Genomic DNA, 15514 nt, shown 5'->3' on the forward strand with positions numbered 1-15514 from the left:
TCGTCCTATGACCAAGGAACGATTCTCCGACGACGGTGACCCGGCGAGCGAAGACCAGTACTACTTCGACACGCGCACGGGCGAGGTGTCGAAGGGCCCGCAGTCGACGTGGTCGTCGCGCATGGGGCCGTACCCGACGCGTGAGGCGGCGGCCAAGGCGCTCGAGCTGGCGCGCGCCCGCTCCGAGGCGTGGGACGAGGAGGAGCGCGAGCGCGAGCAGGACCGGTGACTCCTCCCACCGGACGGGCAGGCCGGTGGGTCGCGGTCCTCGCGGTCCTGCTGGCAGGCCTGACGGTGGGCTGGCTGTCGTGGCTCGCGTTCGGCAGCGGTGACGCCCGTCCGGGCTCCTCGGCGAGCCTGACGGCGGCGCTCACCCCGGGCGCGTCCAGGTCGTCGCCGCCCGCCCCGGCGGGGTCCGAGGGGCCGTCGGCAGCGGCGGCAGCGTCTGGCGCTGCCACGCTCGCCGGCCTCACGGTCGCGCTCGACCCGGGGCACAACGGCGGCAACGCCGGCGCCCCGCGCGAGATCGGGGCTCTGGTCCCGGACGGGCGGGGCGGGACCAAGGCGTGCAACACGACGGGGACGTCGACCGACGACGGCTACCCGGAGCACGCGTTCGCGTGGGACGTCGTGGAGCGCACCGCTGCCTCGCTCGAGGCGTTGGGGGCTCGCGTCGTGCTCACACGCCCCGACGACGCGGGCGTGGGCCCGTGCGTCGACGTGCGCGGTGCGTTCGCCCAGGAGGTGGGGGCGGACGTCCTCGTGTCGGTGCACGCCAACGGGTCGGACGACCGGTCGGCCCGGGGGTTCTTCGTGATCGTCGCCGACCCCCCGCCCGTGGTCGAGCAGGATCCCGGGGAGCGGGAGGCGAACGCTGCCGCGAGCGAGTCCCTGGCCGGGGACATGGTCGAGGCGCTGTCCGTCGCGGGCTTCGCGCCCTCGTCGCTGTTCCCGGACGGGGTCTCGCGCCGTGCCGACCTCGCGACGCTCAACCTCGCCGAGCGCCCCGCGGTGCTGCTCGAGCTGGGAGAGATGCGCAACGCCGAGGAAGCGGCGGTCATGACGAGCGACGAGGGCCGTCAGCGGTACGCCGACGCGGTGACGGCGGGGGTCGTCGCATGGGTCGAGGGCGCGGCGTGAGGCGTCGTGCCCGGTCCCTGGACCGAGGACGCCCGACGGCGCCACGCACCCGGGTGCACCAGGGCACCCGGGGCGCGCGACGACGTCGGGCGGGGGCGGGCTACTTCTCGAAGCTGTGCGCGGCGTCCGGGAACGTCCCGCCCTTGACCTCGGCCGCGTAGTCCTGCGCGGCCCGGCCCAGGGCTGCGCCGATCTCCGCGAACCGCTTGGCGAAGCGGGGCGACCACTCGGTCATGCCCGCGAGGTCGGTCCAGACGAGGACCTGGCCGTCGCACACGGGACCCGCCCCGATGCCGATGGTCGGGATGCGCACGATCTCGGTGACGCGCGCGGCGACCTCGACGGGGACCATCTCGAGGACCACGGCCACGGCGCCCGCGTCGGTCACGGCGACGGCGTCCTCGCACAGGCGCTCGGCGGCGTCGTCCCCGCGGCCCTGCACGCGCGGCCCGCCCAGGATGTTCTCCGACTGGGGCGTGAAGCCCAGGTGCGCGACGACGGGGATGCCCGCGTCGGTCAGCGCACGGATCTGCGCGGCCGAGCGGCGGCCGCCCTCGAGCTTGACCGCGTGCGCGCCGGTCTCCTTCATGATGCGCACGCCGGTCGCGAGGGCCTGCTCGGGCCCGGCCTCGTACGACCCGAACGGCAGGTCGACGATCACGAGCGCGCGACGGGCGGCCCGGGCGACGCCGCGCGCGGCCGGGATCATGTCGTCGACCGTGACGGGCAGCGTGGTCTGGTGACCGTGCATGGTGTTCCCGATCGAGTCCCCGACGAGAAGCATGTCGATGCCCGCCTCGTCGAAGATGCGGGCGGTCACCGCGTCGTACGCGGTGAGCATGGTCAGCTTCTCGTGCCGCGCCTTGGCCTCCGCGAGGTGGTGGACGCGGAAGCGCTTGACGGGCGTGGCCGGGGTCTGGCCGGGCTGGGTGTGTGCGGACATGCTCTCGTCTCTCCAGGTCGTGCGGCCCGTCGGTGGTCGGTGGGCCGGTCGTTCGGGAAGCGGATGGTCGGTGTGCGACGGGCGCGGTACAGGCCGGGCGGACTACTCGGCCGGCTCACGCCAGCGGGACGTGACGGGCAGGCGCCGGTCGCGTCCGAAGGCCAACGACGTGACCTTGGGGCCGAGCGGGTACTGGCGTCGCTTCCACTCGGCGCGGTCGACGAGCGTCACGACCTTGTCGACGACCTCGGGGTCGAACCCGCGCGCGAGCAGCTCGGCGCGTCCCTCGGCGTGCTCGATGTACGCGTCGAGGACCTCGTCGAGCAGGTCGTAGGGCGGCAGCGAGTCCTGGTCGGTCTGGCCGGGGCGCAGCTCGGCCGAGGGCGGCTTCGTGATCGAGGACTCGGGGATCGGGGGGAGGTCGCCCGCGTCGAGAGCGGCGTTGTTGCGCCAGCGGGCGAGGGCCCACACGCGTGACTTGTCGACGTCCTTGAGCGGGGCGTACCCGCCGATGCTGCCCGCGTCGTAGATGGTCGCGTACCCGACGGCGAGCTCGGACTTGTTGCCGGGCGCGATGACGAGGTGGCCCTCGCGGTTGGAGATCGCCATGAGGAGCACGCCGCGCACGCGCGCCTGGAGGTTCTCCTCCGCGACGCCCTCGAGCGCGAGCTCGCCCTGGAAGGCGTCGACCATGGGCGCGATGGGCTGCACCCGGTAGTCCGCGCCGAGCCGCTTGGCGAGGTCGGCCGCGTCGTCCTTGCTGTGCTCCGACGAGTACGTCGAGGGCATCGAGACGCCCACGACGTTCTGTCCGCCGATCGCGTCGGCCGCGATCGTCGCGGACAGGGCCGAGTCGATCCCGCCCGACAGTCCCAGGACGATCGACCGGAAGCCGTTCTTGCGCACGTACCCGGCCAGGCCCGTGACGCACGCCCGGTACACCTCCTCGTCGGGGTGCAGCGGGGGAGCGACGCGGCCCGTGGGGTAGGTGGTCGTGGACGACGTCCGCTCGGGCAGGTCCCAGACCAGCAGGTCCTCGACGAACTGCGGCGCGGAGGTGAGGACCGTGCCGTCGGCTCCGACGACGAACGACCCGCCGTCGAACACGAGGTCGTCCTGGCCGCCGACCATGTTGACGTACGCGACCGGGGCGTCGACCTCGCGCGCCCTGCGCGCGGCGAGGTCGGTGCGCACGTGCCCTTTGCCCTCCTCGTAGGGGGAGCCGTTGAGCACGAGGAGCAGGTCGATCCCGTGCCCGGCCTCGTCGAGCGCACCCAGGGTCGCGACGGGGCCGCCGTCCTGCCAGATGTCCTCGCAGATCACGATGCCCACCGAGCGGCCCGCGATCTCCAGGACGAGGGGCTCGGTGCCGGGCGCGAAGATGCGGAACTCGTCGAACACGCCGTAGTTCGGCAGGTGGTGCTTGTCGTAGGACGCGACGACCTTCCCGTGCTGGATGGCGACCGCACGGTTGGTCGGGAGGTCGGCGGGAGAGCCCGACGCCTCGCGCTCGGTGGCGCCCGCACCGCGGGGGAGCGCGGTCTCGGAGGTGCCCACGGTGCCCAGGACGACCGTCACGTGACCGAGACCCTCGCGCTCGAGCTGGGCGGCGACGTCGGCTGCCGCGTCCCAGGCCGCGCGGCGGAACGAGGCCCGCAGCGCGAGGTCCTCGATCGGGTATCCCGTGAGGGTCATCTCCGGGAAGGCCACGAGGTCGGCGCCCTCGCCGGCCGCACGCCTGGTCCACTCGAGGATCGCCGCCGTGTTCTGGTCGATCGCTCCCACGCACGTGTCGATCTGTGCGAGGGCGATCCGCAGGTCTGCCATGCCTGCCAGCCTATGCGAACCCGCCGGTCAGGTGCCCATCCGCACCCCGACCCGCCCCTGGTCGTGGCACGCTGGTGACACGTCGGCCGCGTCAGGACGCGACGTAACCCGCTCGTCACACTCTTCAGGCAGGATGTAGCCCATGGACAGGCAGCAGGAGTTCGTGCTCCGCACGGTCGAGGAGCGCGACATCCGCTTCATCCGTCTCTGGTTCACCGACGTGCTGGGGATGCTCAAGTCGGTCGCCGTGGCTCCCGCGGAGCTCGAGTCCGCGTTCGCGGAGGGCATCGGCTTCGACGGCAGCTCGATCGAGGGCCTCACTCGTGTCTACGAGGCCGACATGATCGCGCGCCCCGACCCCACCACGTTCCAGGTGCTCCCGTGGCGCGGGGAGCGGCACGGGACCGCGAGGATGTTCTGCGACATCCTCACCCCGGACGGTGAGCCGTCGCTCGCGGACTCGCGCAACGTGCTCAAGCGCGCGCTCGCGAAGGCGAGCGACAGGGGCTTCACGTTCTACACGCACCCAGAGGTCGAGTTCTACCTCTTCAACCACCCGGCCGACGCCTCGGCGCCGCTCGTCCCGGTCGACCAGGGCGGGTACTTCGACCACCTGGCCAGGGGGTCGACGCACGACTTCCGGCGCGCCGCGATCACGATGCTCGAGTCGATGGGCATCTCGGTCGAGTTCTCCCACCACGAGGCGGGCCCCGGCCAGAACGAGATCGACCTGCGCTACGCCGACGCCCTGACGACGGCCGACAACCTCATGACGTTCCGCACGGTCGTCAAGGAGGTCGCCCTGGAGCAGGGGGTCTTCGCGTCGTTCATGCCCAAGCCCATGGCGGACCAGCCGGGCTCGGGCATGCACACGCACCTGTCGCTGTTCGAGGGCGACCGCAACGCGTTCCACGAGCCGGGTGCGCAGTACGAGCTCTCGAAGACGGCGCGCTCGTTCATCGCGGGTCTGCTCGTGCACGCCGCGGAGATCACCGCGATCACGAACCAGTACGTCAACTCGTACAAGCGCCTGTGGGGCGGGGCCGAGGCCCCGAGCTACGTGTGCTGGGGCCACAACAACCGCTCGGCGCTCGTGCGCGTGCCCATGTACAAGCCGGGCAAGGGCAACTCGAGCCGCATCGAGTACCGCGCGCTGGACTCCGCGACCAACCCGTACCTCGCGTACGCGGTGATCCTCGCGGCGGGTCTCAAGGGCATCGACGAGGGCTACGAGCTCCCCGAGGCGACCGAGGACGACGTGTGGGAGCTGACCGACGCCGAGCGTCGCGCGCTCGGTATCAAGCCGCTGCCGCAGTCGCTCGACGCCGCGATCCAGATCATGGAGACGTCCGAGCTCGTCGCCGAGACCCTGGGCGAGCACGTGTTCGACTTCGTGCTGCGCAACAAGCGCCAGGAGTGGGACGCCTACCGGTCGCAGGTCACGCCGTTCGAGCTGAAGCGGTTCCTCCAGGTCCTGTGAGCCAGTCCTCCGGTCGGTCGGTCGGGTCCCGGTGGTCGTCATGACCTCGGGGCCCGACGACGTCACGCCCCTCGGGCGCATCGGCGCCCCGAACGGGTCGCGCCGCCCCACCCTGAGCTCGCGCCTGCGCCGGCTCGGGTTCGCCGACGTGACCCGCTCGGCGTCGCTGCTCGACGACAAGGACCTCGTGGGGGTCGTCGGGCCGCTGTCCGAGGACGTGCTCGTCGCGCTCGGCACGACCGCGGACCCCGACCTGGCGCTGCTCCAGCTCGCGCGGCTGTCCTCCGCGGTGGCCGGGGACGAGGCGTCGTGCCGGACCTTCCACGACCTGCTCGCGGGAGCCGGTGAACGAGCGGCGACGGAGCCCGCAGGGGGTGGCGACGACGAGGGGACCGGCGTCGGTACCTCCGGCACGTCCGGCGTGACCGGGGCGCCCGTCCCCTCGGGCCGCGACCGCCTGCTCGCGGTGCTCGGCGCGTCGGTCGCCCTGGGGGACGAGCTGGTGTCGCACCCGGACCTGCTGGCCGTCGTCGCCGACCCTGCGTCCGGGACGGGCGTCGACGCGGGCGCCGTCCGGGCCGAGCTGCTGCGCGCGGTCGAGGCCGACCCCGAGGCCCACCAGCCCGTCGCAGCGCTGCCCGCGCCGGTCGCGACCGACGCGATGCGCCGCGCCTACCGGTCCGGTCTCCTGCGCATCGCCGCGACCGACCTCACGTCGCGTGAACCTCTCACGCGGCTCCCGGCCGTGGCCGCGGCGCTCGCGGACCTCGCGGCCGCCGCCCTCGAGGCCTCGCTCGCGATCGCACGCTCCGAGCTCGACGACCACGGGGCGGGCGTCCGGCTCGCGGTCATGGGCATGGGCAAGTGCGGCGGCCGCGAGCTCAACTACGTCTCGGACGTCGACGTGGTCTACGTGGCCGAGCCTGCCGACGGGTACGACGAGGCGTACGCGACGAGCGTCGGCGCGCGGCTCGCGACGGGCCTCGCGCGGGCCTGCCAGGGGACGTCGTCGGAGCCGGCGTTGTGGCCCGTCGACGCGGCGCTGCGCCCCGAGGGCAAGAACGGCCCGCTCGTGCGCACGCTCGCGAGCCACCTCGCGTACTACGAGCGCTGGGCCAAGACGTGGGAGTTCCAGGCGCTGCTCAAGGCGCGCCTGGTCGCGGGCGACCGCGAGCTCGGGGCCGCGTACCACGACGCGATCAACCCGTTCGTGTGGTCGGCCGTGACACGCGAGAACTTCGTCGAGGACTCCCAGGCGATGCGCCGCCGCGTCGAGGACCACGTGCCCGCCGCGGAGGCCGACCGCCAGCTCAAGCTCGGCAAGGGAGGCCTGCGCGACGTCGAGTTCACGGTCCAGCTCCTGCAGCTCGTGCACGGCCGGGCCGACGACTCGATCCGCAGCCCCAGCACCCTCACGGCGCTCGCGGCACTGGCGGCGGGCGGCTACGTCGGGCGCGAGCACGCCGCGCGCCTCGCGGTCTGCTACCGCTTCCTGCGCTCGCTCGAGCACCGCATCCAGCTCTTCCGGCTGCGTCGCACGCACCTGGTGCCGACGGGCGAGGACGACCTGCGCCGTCTGGCACGGTCGTTGGGCATGCGCGCCGAGGGCGCCGAAGGCCTGCTCGACCGGTGGCGCTCAACCCGCCGCGAGGTGCGCGCGCTGCACGAGGAGCTCTTCTACCGGCCCCTGCTCCCGGCCACGGCCCAGCTCTCGACGGAGGAGGCGAGCCTGGCCCCCGAGGCCGCCAAGGCGCGCTTCCAGGCGATCGGCTACCGGGACCCCGCGGGCGCGATGCGGCACGTGCTCGCCCTGACCGAGGGGGTGAGCCGTCGGGCCGCGATCCAGCGTCAGCTCCTGCCCGTCATGCTCGGGTGGTTCGCCGAGGGTGCGGACCCCGACGCGGGGCTGCTCAACTTCCGCAAGCTGTCCGAGGAGCTCGGCTCGACGCACTGGTACCTCAAGCTGCTGCGGGACTCGGGCTCGGCCGCGTACCGGCTCGCGACCCTGCTCTCGAGCTCGCGGTACATGGCCGACGCGCTGTCCCGCTCGCCCGAGTCGGTGGCCTGGCTCGCCGACGACGCGGACCTCGCCCCGCGCGGGGCCGAGCGCCTCGCGAAGGAGGCCGACGCGATCCTGACGCGTGCCGACGTCGCGGCCCCGGCCGCCACCGCGCTGCGGGCCGTGCGCCGGCGCGAGCTCGCTCGTACCGGGGCCGCGGAGATCCTGGGCGTCGTCGACCCGGTCGACGCCGCACGGGCGATCTCCGACGCGGCCGACCTCGCCCTCGTGGGCGGTCTGCGGGTCGCGCAGTTCGTCGCCCGGGGCGAGCTCGGTGTCGAGGGCCCGGCCGACGACCCGGCGCGGTTCGCGATCATCGCGATGGGCCGCCTCGGCGGGCGGGAGATGGGTTACGGCTCGGACGCCGACGTCATGTTCGTCCACGAGCCCGCGCAGGGCGCGAGCGACCGTGACGCGCAGGCGTTCGCGCTCGTCGTCGCGACGCGGCTGCGCTCCCTGCTGGGCGACATGGGACCCGAGCCCGGGCTGCCCGTCGACGCGGACCTGCGTCCTGAGGGGCGCAACGGTCCCCTCGTGCGCTCGTTCGAGTCCTACGCCGAGTACTACGACCGCTGGTCGGCCGCGTGGGAGTCCCAGGCGCTGCTGCGCGCACGCCCCGCCGCGGGGGACGCGGGGCTCGGCGAGAGGTTCGTGGCGCTCGTCGACCCGTTGCGCTACCCGGCGGGCGGGCTCGACCCCGCGACGGTGCGCGAGGTGCGACGCATCAAGGCGCGCGTCGAGTCGGAGCGGCTGCCGCGCGGCGTCGACCCGTCGCGTCACCTCAAGCTCGGCCGGGGCGGGGTCTCGGACGTCGAGTGGACGGTCCAGCTCCTGCAGCTCCAGCACGCCCACGAGGTCGCGGGCCTGCGGACGACGTCGACCGTCGACGCGCTCGAGGCCGCGGCTGCCGCGGGCATCGTCACGCCCGACGACGCCGCGACCCTGGGGGAGTCGTGGCACCTCGCGTCGCGGTTGCGCAGCGCGCTCGTGCTGTGGTCCGGGCGGTCGGGCGGCCCGACGGCCGACGTCCTGCCGCACGAGATCCGTTCGTTGTCCGGGCTGGCGCGCGTCATCGGCGACGAGGAGTCCGGGGCCGAGCTCGAGGAGCGCTACCTGCGGACCGCGCGCCGGGCCCGCGCCGTCATGGAGCGCGTGTTCTACGGCGAGGACTGAGGCGGACCGACGACACCGGACCGTGGGAGTCGTCGCTCCCACGGTCCGGCGGGGGCCGTCTGGTCGGCTGCGCCGGACCTGCGGCCGGGTGCGGTGCCACCCGAACCCTCAGGCCAGGGCCTTCGCCTTGAGCGTGGCGAACTCGTTCTCGTCGATCACGCCCGAGTCGAGCAGGGCCTTCGCGTCGGCGATCTGCGTGACCGGGGAGGAGTCGGCGCCTGCGACCCCTCGGATGTAGGCGTCCGTCTGCACCTTGGCCTGCGACATGTCCTGCATCTGCCGCTCGGCCATCCCCCGGCCGCGGGCGATGATGTAGACCAGCGCCGAGAGGAACGGGACGACGATGAGCGCGACGACCCACACCGCCTTCCACCAGCCGTTGAGCTCGTGGTCGCGGAAGAGGTCGGCGAGGATCCTGAAAAGGATCATCAGGTACATGAAGAAGAAGAACCACCAGACCATCAGCCAGAACCAGTCCATGAAGCTGTCCATGCGAACTCCTCCTCAGGTGGGTGCCGGTCAACCGGCGAGGATCTGAGCCTTCTGCGTCTCGAACTCGGCGGGGCTCAGCACTCCCTGGTCGCGCAGCGCGGCGAGCTGCGTGAGCTGGGCGATCTTGGCGTCCATCCCGGCGGAGGCGGGCGCGGGGGCGGGGGCCGGTGGTGGTGCCGCGTACGTCGGCTGCGGCGCCTGCTGCTGCGGCGGTTCCTCCTGGGCGGCCCAGCGGCCGGCCTGACGGCGGGAGACGCGGTTGGAGACGGCGGTCGCGGTTCCGGCGACGACGGCGGTGCGCGCGACGCCTCGGATGAGTCCGGGCATGGTGTTCCTCCTCTGTCGGGACGTGGGTCAGGCGTTCTCGGCGGCCTCGAGCGCGGCGAGCAGCGCCTGCACGGGGATGCGCCCGCTCGCGACGAGCTGGGCGCCGCCGCGACGCAGCGCGGACGCGAAGGGGGCGGCCCACACGTTCTCGTACACGAGGACGGCCGCCGTCCTCCCGGGCTCGACCGCCTCGGCGGCCTCGATCAGGTCCTCGTGCCCCAGGAGCCCCGACGAGGCCCCCGCGAAGATCTCGAGGCCCGTCGATCCGTCGGCGAGCTCGTCGAGCTCGACGCCCGTCACGCTGCCGTCGTCCTCCTTGCGCAGCACGAGCAGGTCGAGGACACGGACGATCCCCTGGTCGACGAGGTCGACGAGCAGAGGGAAGGCCTCGCCCGTCATGGCGTCGGACGCGAACTCGACGACGAGGTAGTCGATGGGTCCGGTGTCCTGCAGGTCGCTCGGGTCCTGGGTCATGGGTCGTCGGTCCTCTCCTCCGGGACCTCTCGCCCCTGGACGTCAGGGGCGCCCCGCGCGGGGAGAGGTCGCACGAGTCGTGTCGCTCCCGCCCAGCATCCGGCGCCCGGCGGTCGGTGTCGTCATGCAGACCGCATGAACTTGGGCGCACCGTCGAGGGACCGCGGACCCGGATCATGTGATCGGGGTGATGCGGGCCCGCAGCGGGCGTGCGGCAATGGGAGGACGTGACGGAGCGAGAGGAGGGGCAGACCGTGGACTACACCGACCGGCTTCGGCGCTTCGCGATCAACGACGCACGCCTCGAGGAGGACCTGGAGCTCGAGTCCACCGTCCTCGAGCCCAAGACGCTCGCGCTGATCCGGCTCGCCGCGCTCGTCGCGGTCGGCGGGGCCGAGCCGACCTACGGCAGCGAGGTCGACGAAGCGGTGACGGCGGGAGCCACGACGGCGGAGATCGTCGACGTGCTCGCCGCGACCATCCCCATCGTCGGGCTGCCGGCCGTCGTGGCCGCGGCCCCCAAGCTCGCGCTCGCGCTCGGCTACGACCCGTTCGACGCGCGCGAACCGGGATGAGGGATCACGCGCCCAGCAGCCCCCTGTCGACCGCGCGCTCCACGGCCTCGCTCCGGCTCGAGACACCCAGCTTGCGGTAGATCGAACCGATCTCCGAGCTGGCGGTGTTCCGTGACACGAAGAGGCGCTCGCCGATCTCCCGGATCGTGAGGTGGGTCTGGAGATAGGGCAGGAGCCGCAGCTCCGCGGGCGTGAGCGGAGGGCCGGGGCCTACCGCGGTGCTCGCGTGCTCGGCCGCGTCGAAGGACTTGCGCAGGTCCGCGACCTCGTCGGCCAGCACGCCGAGAGAGGGCCGTCGGAGCGAGATGTCGTCGATCTCGCGCAGGAGGTGACGGACCGCGGCGACGTCCGCCGTCGCCCAGCTCGTCCGCGCGAGCCGTAGACGAACACGCACGGCGAGCGTCGGGAACGCGTACGTGCAGAACGTCCTGGTGCGCATCCCGCGGGTCAGGAGGTCGTTCGTCAGGGCGGGGTCGCGGTCGTGGTGGGCCAGGTGCGCGGCCACCGCGAAGCCGAGTGCGCTCGTGGGGTAGTCGTCCATCCGGTGGTCCTCGACGGCGGCCAGGATCCGCCGGACCCTGGCCCTGGCGCCCACCCACCGGCCGCGGTCCATGTCGAGGTCGGCGAGCTGCGCCTCGGCGTAGACGAGCATGTCCACGTCGCCGAGGGCGCTCGCGGCCTCGACCCCGAGCTCGAGGTGCCGGACGGCCGACTCGTCGTCGCCGCTCAGGCGGAGCGCGTCACCGCTCAGCACGAGCGCGGTGTCGCGCCACGAGCTCCACTCGGGCTCGGCCGCGAGGGCCAGCCCGGCGTCGTCGAGCATGCGTTGCGGCCCGTCCGGGCACCGCAGGGCCCGGTACATGGCGCGCGCCGAGTCGAACGAGGCCGACCCGTCCCCGGGGGCGCCGCTGAACGTGGCCGCGTCCGCGACGGCTCCCCAGTGCTCGGCCGCCCCCGCGCGTCCCTCGTACACCGCGACGTAGCCGGCGAGCACCATGAGCGGCGGGTGGCTGCGGATCGCCTCGTCGCCCAGGACGCTCAACCACCGGTCGATCGTGGAGATCTGGCCCCCCTGGAAGAGCGACATGACGATCCGGGTGACGAGCCTGACGGCACGGTCGCGCTCACCCGTCGCGAGGAGCTGCTCGACGGCGCGCGTCGGCGAGCCGTTCTCCTCGTACCAGTCGGCCGCCCGGACCCGGAGGTCGTCGGCGAGCCCGGGCTCCGTCGTCAGCAGGTCGTCGAGGAGCAGCTCGCGGAACAGGGCGTGGTAGCGGAACCAGCGGCGGTGCCGGTCGAGAGGCACGAGGAAGAGGTGCGCGGACTCGAGCTCGCGCAGGTGCCGCAGCGACGAGGTCTCTCCGAGGACGGCGTCGCACAGGGGTGCGCTGAGGTCGTCGAGGATCGCGGTGCGGCGCAGGAACTGCCTCGTCTCGTCGGGCAGCCGTCGGAGCGTCTCCCGCTGGAGATAGTCCGCGACGTACCGGTCCGTGCCCGTGACGGCCGCGGCGTCGGACCCGTCGCCGGCGTCGCGTGCGACGAGCGCCGCGAGGTGCACCCCCACGGGCCAGCCCTCCGTCCGCGCCCGGACCGCGGCCGCCGCGTCGGGCGCGAGGGGCACGTCCGACGCGGCGAACACCCGGGTGGTGCCCTCGGCGTCGAGCGCGAGCTCGCGCGCCCCGAGCTCGACGGTCTCGTCCATCGCACGCAGGCGCGCCAGGTGGGGCTGCTCGTCGCGGCTCGCGGCGACGAGCTGCGACCCGTGGGGGATGCCCGCGACCACGACGCCCAGCACGTCGTGGCAGGCCGCGGACCTCACCTCGTGCAGGTCGTCGAGCACCAGGACGAAGTCGTCGGAGCTCGCCCGCAGGACCGAGGCCAGGTGGGGGGCCGCCCGCCCCAGCAGCGAGGCGTCGGGACCGACCATGTCCGCACCGAGGTCCGGCAGCCCGATCCCGTGGCGGGCGAGGCCGGCGGCCAGCACCGACAGCAGGGGCAGGGGGGCGTCGTCGAACCGGTCGAGCGTGACCCACACGACGGTCCTCGGGTCGCTCGCCGCCCACTCGGCGAGGAGCGTGGACTTGCCGTACCCCGGGGGAGCGGTGACGCCGACGACCCGGCGACCGCTCGCGCGCGCCGCGTCGATCAGGGCCGCCCGGCTCACGACCGGCGCCCCCGTCCGGGGCACGGTGAACTTGGCGTCGAGGAGCTGGCTGTCGAGCCCCACGGTCGTCGGCGCCGTCCACGGCTCTCCGTTCACGCCTTTCACGATAGGACGGGGCCCCCCGAGGCGCCCGGGGAACCGGGGGATCACGCGGTCTGGGGGATGCGCCCTCGACGGAGCCGTCCCTAGCGTGGCACGCATCCATGCCTCGCCGTCAGATCGAGCGGAGTCCCTCATGCGTCCCGACCAGCACGCCCGCACGATGCTTCCCGTCCCGGACCGACCGGCTCCCGGGCTCACGACCTACGACGCGAAGGACCCGGACACGTCGTTCCCGCCGATCGAGCCGCTGCTCCCGCCCGAGGGGGCCCCGAACGTCCTGATCGTGCTGCTCGACGACGTGGGGTTCGGGGCGTCGAGCGCGTTCGGCGGCCCGTGCCGGACGCCGAACGCCGAACGCCTCGCCGCGGGCGGTCTGCGCTACAACCGGTTCCACACCACGGCGCTGTGCGCGCCGACGAGGGCCGCGATGCTCAGCGGGCGGAACCACCACTCGGTGGGCATGGGCAGCATCACCGAGACCGCGACCTCGGCGCCCGGGAACAGCTCGCTCAAGCCCAACACCAAGGCCCCGCTCGCGCTGACGCTCAGGCTCAACGGGTACTCGACCGCCCAGTTCGGCAAGTGCCACGAGGTGCCGGTCTGGCAGTCGTCGCCGCTGGGGCCGTTCGACGCCTGGCCGACGGGCGGCGGCGGCTTCGAGACGTTCTACGGGTTCATCGGCGGGGAGAACAACCAGTGGGACCCGGCGCTCTACGACGGGACGACGCCCGTCGAGCCCCCGGCGACGCCCGAGGAGGGGTACCACCTGACCGAGGACCTCGCGGACCGCGCGATCGGGTGGATCCGGACCCAGAAGGCGCTCATGCCCGACAAGCCGTTCTTCGCGTACCTCGCACCCGGTGCGACGCACGCGCCGCACCACGTCCCGAAGGAGTGGGCTGACCGGTACGCGGGGGAGTTCGACGACGGCTGGGACGCGCTGCGCGAGCGGTCGTTGGCGCGACAGAAGGAGCTCGGTGTCGTCCCGGCCGAGGCCGAGCTGACCCGCCGGCACGAGGAGATCCCCGCGTGGGACGCCATGCCCGACGAGCTCAAGCCGGTGCTCGCACGGCAGATGGAGGTCTACGCGGGGTTCCTGGAGCACACCGACCACCACGTGGGGCGCGTGATCGACGCGATCGACGACCTCGGGATCCTCGACGACACGTTGATCTTCTACATCATCGGGGACAACGGGGCGTCGGCCGAGGGAACCATCAACGGGGCGTTCAACGAGATGGCGAACTTCAACGGCATGGCGGCGCTCGAGACGCCGGAGTTCCTGCGGTCGAAGCTCGACGAGCTCGGGTCGCCCTCGTCGTACAACCACTACGCGGTCGGGTGGGCCCACGCCATGGACACGCCCTTCCAGTGGACGAAGCAGGTCGCCTCGCACTGGGGCGGGACCCGCAACGGCACGATCGTGCACTGGCCCAGAGGGATCGCCGAGAAGGGCGGCCTGCGGACCCAGTTCACCCACTGCATCGACGTGGCCCCCACGGTGCTCGAGGCCGCAGGCCTGCCCGAGCCGACCATGGTCAACGGCGTCCTCCAGTCACCCATGGAGGGCACGAGCATGCTCTACTCGTTCGCGAGCGCCGACGAGCCCGAGCGCCACGACCTCCAGTACTTCGAGATGTTCGGCAACCGCGGTGTCTACTTCAAGGGCTGGAGCGCGGTCACCAAGCACCGCACGCCCTGGATCCTGGTCGGCGACACCATCGCGTTCGACGACGACGTGTGGGAGCTCTACGACGGCAGCGCCGACTACTCCCAGGCGCACGACCTGTCCGCGGAGCACCCGGACAGGCTGCACCTGCTCCAGCGCCTGTGGCTGATCGAGGCGACCAAGCACGGTGCCCTGCCGCTCGACGACCGGGGGGCGGAACGCCTGAACCCGACGCTCGCGGGCCGCCCGACCCTCGTCCACGGCAGGTCCCAGCAGTTCTTCGCGGGCATGGGCAGGCTCTCGGAGAACAGCGTGCTCAACGTCAAGAACACGTCGTTCTCGGTGACCGCCGAGGTCGAGGTCCCGGCGTCCGGCGCCGACGGGGTCGTCATCGCGCAGGGCGGCAGGTTCGGCGGGTGGAGCGTCTACGTCAAGGACGGGCGGGCTCGGTTCGTCTACAACGTCCTCGGGATCCAGGAGTTCGCGGTGACCGCCGACCGCCCGGTGCCTCCCGGCACGCACCAGGTCCGCATGGAGTTCGCGTACGACGGCGGCGGCCTCGCCAAGGGCGGCGACGTGACCCTGTTCTACGACGGTGAGGCCGTCGGGGACGGTCGGGTGGGCGCGACCCAGCCGATGATCTTCTCCGCGGACGAGACGACCGACGTCGGCTACGAGTCGGGGACGCCCGTCAGCCCCGACTACACGCCCCGCACCAGCCGGTTCACGGGCAAGATCCGCTGGGTCCGGATCGACCTGGGCGACGACGACCACGACCACTACATCGACCCCGACGAGCGCCTGCGGATCGCGATGGCGCGACAGTGACACGTCGACACGTCGACCCGTCGACCGGCCCACGCGCTGTCCCGTCCACGCGGCGTCCCGTCCCACGACCACGGCCCGACGGCGCCGCCCACCTCCTGGGTGAGCGGCGCCGTCGGGCGGGGTGGTCCCGTGGGACGCACGGCACGCGCGACGTCGGCGGCCCGCCCCCGAGGGGGCGGGCCGCCGGCGGCGCGGGGGGACGGGTCCTCGGTGGGGGACCGCCGGCGGAGGGCGGCCCCCGCCGCACCTGGCGCGGGGTGG

12 protein-coding genes are annotated in these 15514 nt (G+C 73.2%); 6 read left to right on the top strand and 6 right to left on the bottom strand.

The annotated features are described in order from the left end of the window. The first annotated feature begins 7 nt into the window (after positions 1–7). Both ACFVQ3_RS15680 and ACFVQ3_RS15685 read left to right on the top strand, forming a co-directional pair. Complete coding sequence (locus tag ACFVQ3_RS15680) at positions 8–229, top strand: SPOR domain-containing protein (RefSeq protein WP_377676772.1); 222 nt, start codon at positions 8–10, stop codon at positions 227–229. Beyond that, entirely contained in the window at positions 226–1140 is a 915-nt protein-coding gene (locus ACFVQ3_RS15685) for an N-acetylmuramoyl-L-alanine amidase (protein ID WP_387640859.1), read from the top strand. Before ACFVQ3_RS15680 ends, ACFVQ3_RS15685 begins: the two co-directional genes overlap by 4 nt. 100 nt (positions 1141–1240) lie before the next feature. Here ACFVQ3_RS15685 and panB read toward each other — a convergent pair whose 3' ends face one another. Both panB and ACFVQ3_RS15695 read right to left on the bottom strand, forming a co-directional pair. Beyond that, a complete protein-coding gene (gene panB, locus ACFVQ3_RS15690) occupies positions 1241–2083 on the bottom strand; it encodes a 3-methyl-2-oxobutanoate hydroxymethyltransferase (protein WP_387640862.1) in 843 nt (280 codons plus the stop codon). 102 nt (positions 2084–2185) lie between these two features. Next, positions 2186–3910 carry an NAD+ synthase gene (locus ACFVQ3_RS15695; RefSeq protein WP_387640865.1) on the bottom strand — a complete coding sequence of 575 codons (1725 nt, stop codon included), beginning with the start codon at positions 3908–3910 and terminating at the stop codon, positions 2186–2188. 142 nt (positions 3911–4052) lie between these two features. Here ACFVQ3_RS15695 and ACFVQ3_RS15700 point away from each other — a divergent pair, with 142 nt between their 5' ends. After that, positions 4053–5390 carry a glutamine synthetase family protein gene (locus ACFVQ3_RS15700; protein WP_387640868.1) on the top strand — a complete coding sequence of 446 codons (1338 nt, stop codon included), beginning with the start codon at positions 4053–4055 and terminating at the stop codon, positions 5388–5390. Positions 5391–5430: 40 nt separating this feature from the next. After that, positions 5431–8622: a bifunctional [glutamine synthetase] adenylyltransferase/[glutamine synthetase]-adenylyl-L-tyrosine phosphorylase gene (locus ACFVQ3_RS15705; RefSeq protein ID WP_387640870.1), complete on the top strand. Its 3192-nt coding sequence runs from the start codon at positions 5431–5433 to the stop codon at positions 8620–8622. A gap of 108 nt (positions 8623–8730) precedes the next feature. Here ACFVQ3_RS15705 and ACFVQ3_RS15710 read toward each other — a convergent pair whose 3' ends face one another. From ACFVQ3_RS15710 to ACFVQ3_RS15720, 3 genes are read right to left on the bottom strand one after another with little or no spacing between them, the layout of a single operon-like run. Then, positions 8731–9114 (bottom strand): SHOCT domain-containing protein, encoded by a 384-nt coding sequence (locus ACFVQ3_RS15710; RefSeq protein WP_387640873.1) that lies wholly within the window; start codon positions 9112–9114, stop codon positions 8731–8733. A gap of 27 nt (positions 9115–9141) precedes the next feature. Further along, positions 9142–9441, bottom strand: a complete 300-nt coding sequence (locus ACFVQ3_RS15715) for an SHOCT domain-containing protein (protein WP_387640876.1) — start codon at positions 9439–9441, stop codon at positions 9142–9144. A gap of 27 nt (positions 9442–9468) precedes the next feature. Continuing rightward, positions 9469–9915 carry a DUF6325 family protein gene (locus ACFVQ3_RS15720; RefSeq protein ID WP_387640878.1) on the bottom strand — a complete coding sequence of 149 codons (447 nt, stop codon included), beginning with the start codon at positions 9913–9915 and terminating at the stop codon, positions 9469–9471. Positions 9916–10142: 227 nt separating this feature from the next. Here ACFVQ3_RS15720 and ACFVQ3_RS15725 point away from each other — a divergent pair, with 227 nt between their 5' ends. Next, positions 10143–10490: a carboxymuconolactone decarboxylase family protein gene (locus ACFVQ3_RS15725; RefSeq protein WP_387640880.1), complete on the top strand. Its 348-nt coding sequence runs from the start codon at positions 10143–10145 to the stop codon at positions 10488–10490. Between the two features lie 4 nt (positions 10491–10494). On the opposite strand, the gene ACFVQ3_RS15730 is transcribed toward ACFVQ3_RS15725, so the two are convergent. After that, positions 10495–12750 (bottom strand): LuxR C-terminal-related transcriptional regulator, encoded by a 2256-nt coding sequence (locus tag ACFVQ3_RS15730; RefSeq protein ID WP_387640883.1) that lies wholly within the window; start codon positions 12748–12750, stop codon positions 10495–10497. Between the two features lie 139 nt (positions 12751–12889). Here ACFVQ3_RS15730 and ACFVQ3_RS15735 point away from each other — a divergent pair, with 139 nt between their 5' ends. Beyond that, positions 12890–15253 (top strand): sulfatase-like hydrolase/transferase, encoded by a 2364-nt coding sequence (locus tag ACFVQ3_RS15735; RefSeq protein ID WP_387640885.1) that lies wholly within the window; start codon positions 12890–12892, stop codon positions 15251–15253. Positions 15254–15514: the final 261 nt, after the last annotated feature.

The organism is Oerskovia sp. NPDC057915 (assembly GCF_042887685.1).
Lineage (GTDB): Bacteria > Actinomycetota > Actinomycetes > Actinomycetales > Cellulomonadaceae > Oerskovia.

What these genes read in the sequence shown, in the direction of transcription:
- ACFVQ3_RS15720 (WP_387640878.1), bottom strand. Translation starts at nt 9,915, where the DNA reads ATGACCCAGGACCCGAGCGACCTGCAGGACACCGGACCCATCGACTAC.
- ACFVQ3_RS15700 (WP_387640868.1), top strand. Translation starts at nt 4,053, where the DNA reads ATGGACAGGCAGCAGGAGTTCGTGCTCCGCACGGTCGAGGAGCGCGAC.
- ACFVQ3_RS15705 (WP_387640870.1), top strand. Translation starts at nt 5,431, where the DNA reads ATGACCTCGGGGCCCGACGACGTCACGCCCCTCGGGCGCATCGGCGCC.
- ACFVQ3_RS15695 (WP_387640865.1), bottom strand. Translation starts at nt 3,910, where the DNA reads ATGGCAGACCTGCGGATCGCCCTCGCACAGATCGACACGTGCGTGGGA.
- ACFVQ3_RS15680 (WP_377676772.1), top strand. Translation starts at nt 8, where the DNA reads ATGACCAAGGAACGATTCTCCGACGACGGTGACCCGGCGAGCGAAGAC.
- panB (WP_387640862.1), bottom strand. Translation starts at nt 2,083, where the DNA reads ATGTCCGCACACACCCAGCCCGGCCAGACCCCGGCCACGCCCGTCAAG.
- ACFVQ3_RS15715 (WP_387640876.1), bottom strand. Translation starts at nt 9,441, where the DNA reads ATGCCCGGACTCATCCGAGGCGTCGCGCGCACCGCCGTCGTCGCCGGA.
- ACFVQ3_RS15735 (WP_387640885.1), top strand. Translation starts at nt 12,890, where the DNA reads ATGCGTCCCGACCAGCACGCCCGCACGATGCTTCCCGTCCCGGACCGA.
- ACFVQ3_RS15710 (WP_387640873.1), bottom strand. Translation starts at nt 9,114, where the DNA reads ATGGACAGCTTCATGGACTGGTTCTGGCTGATGGTCTGGTGGTTCTTC.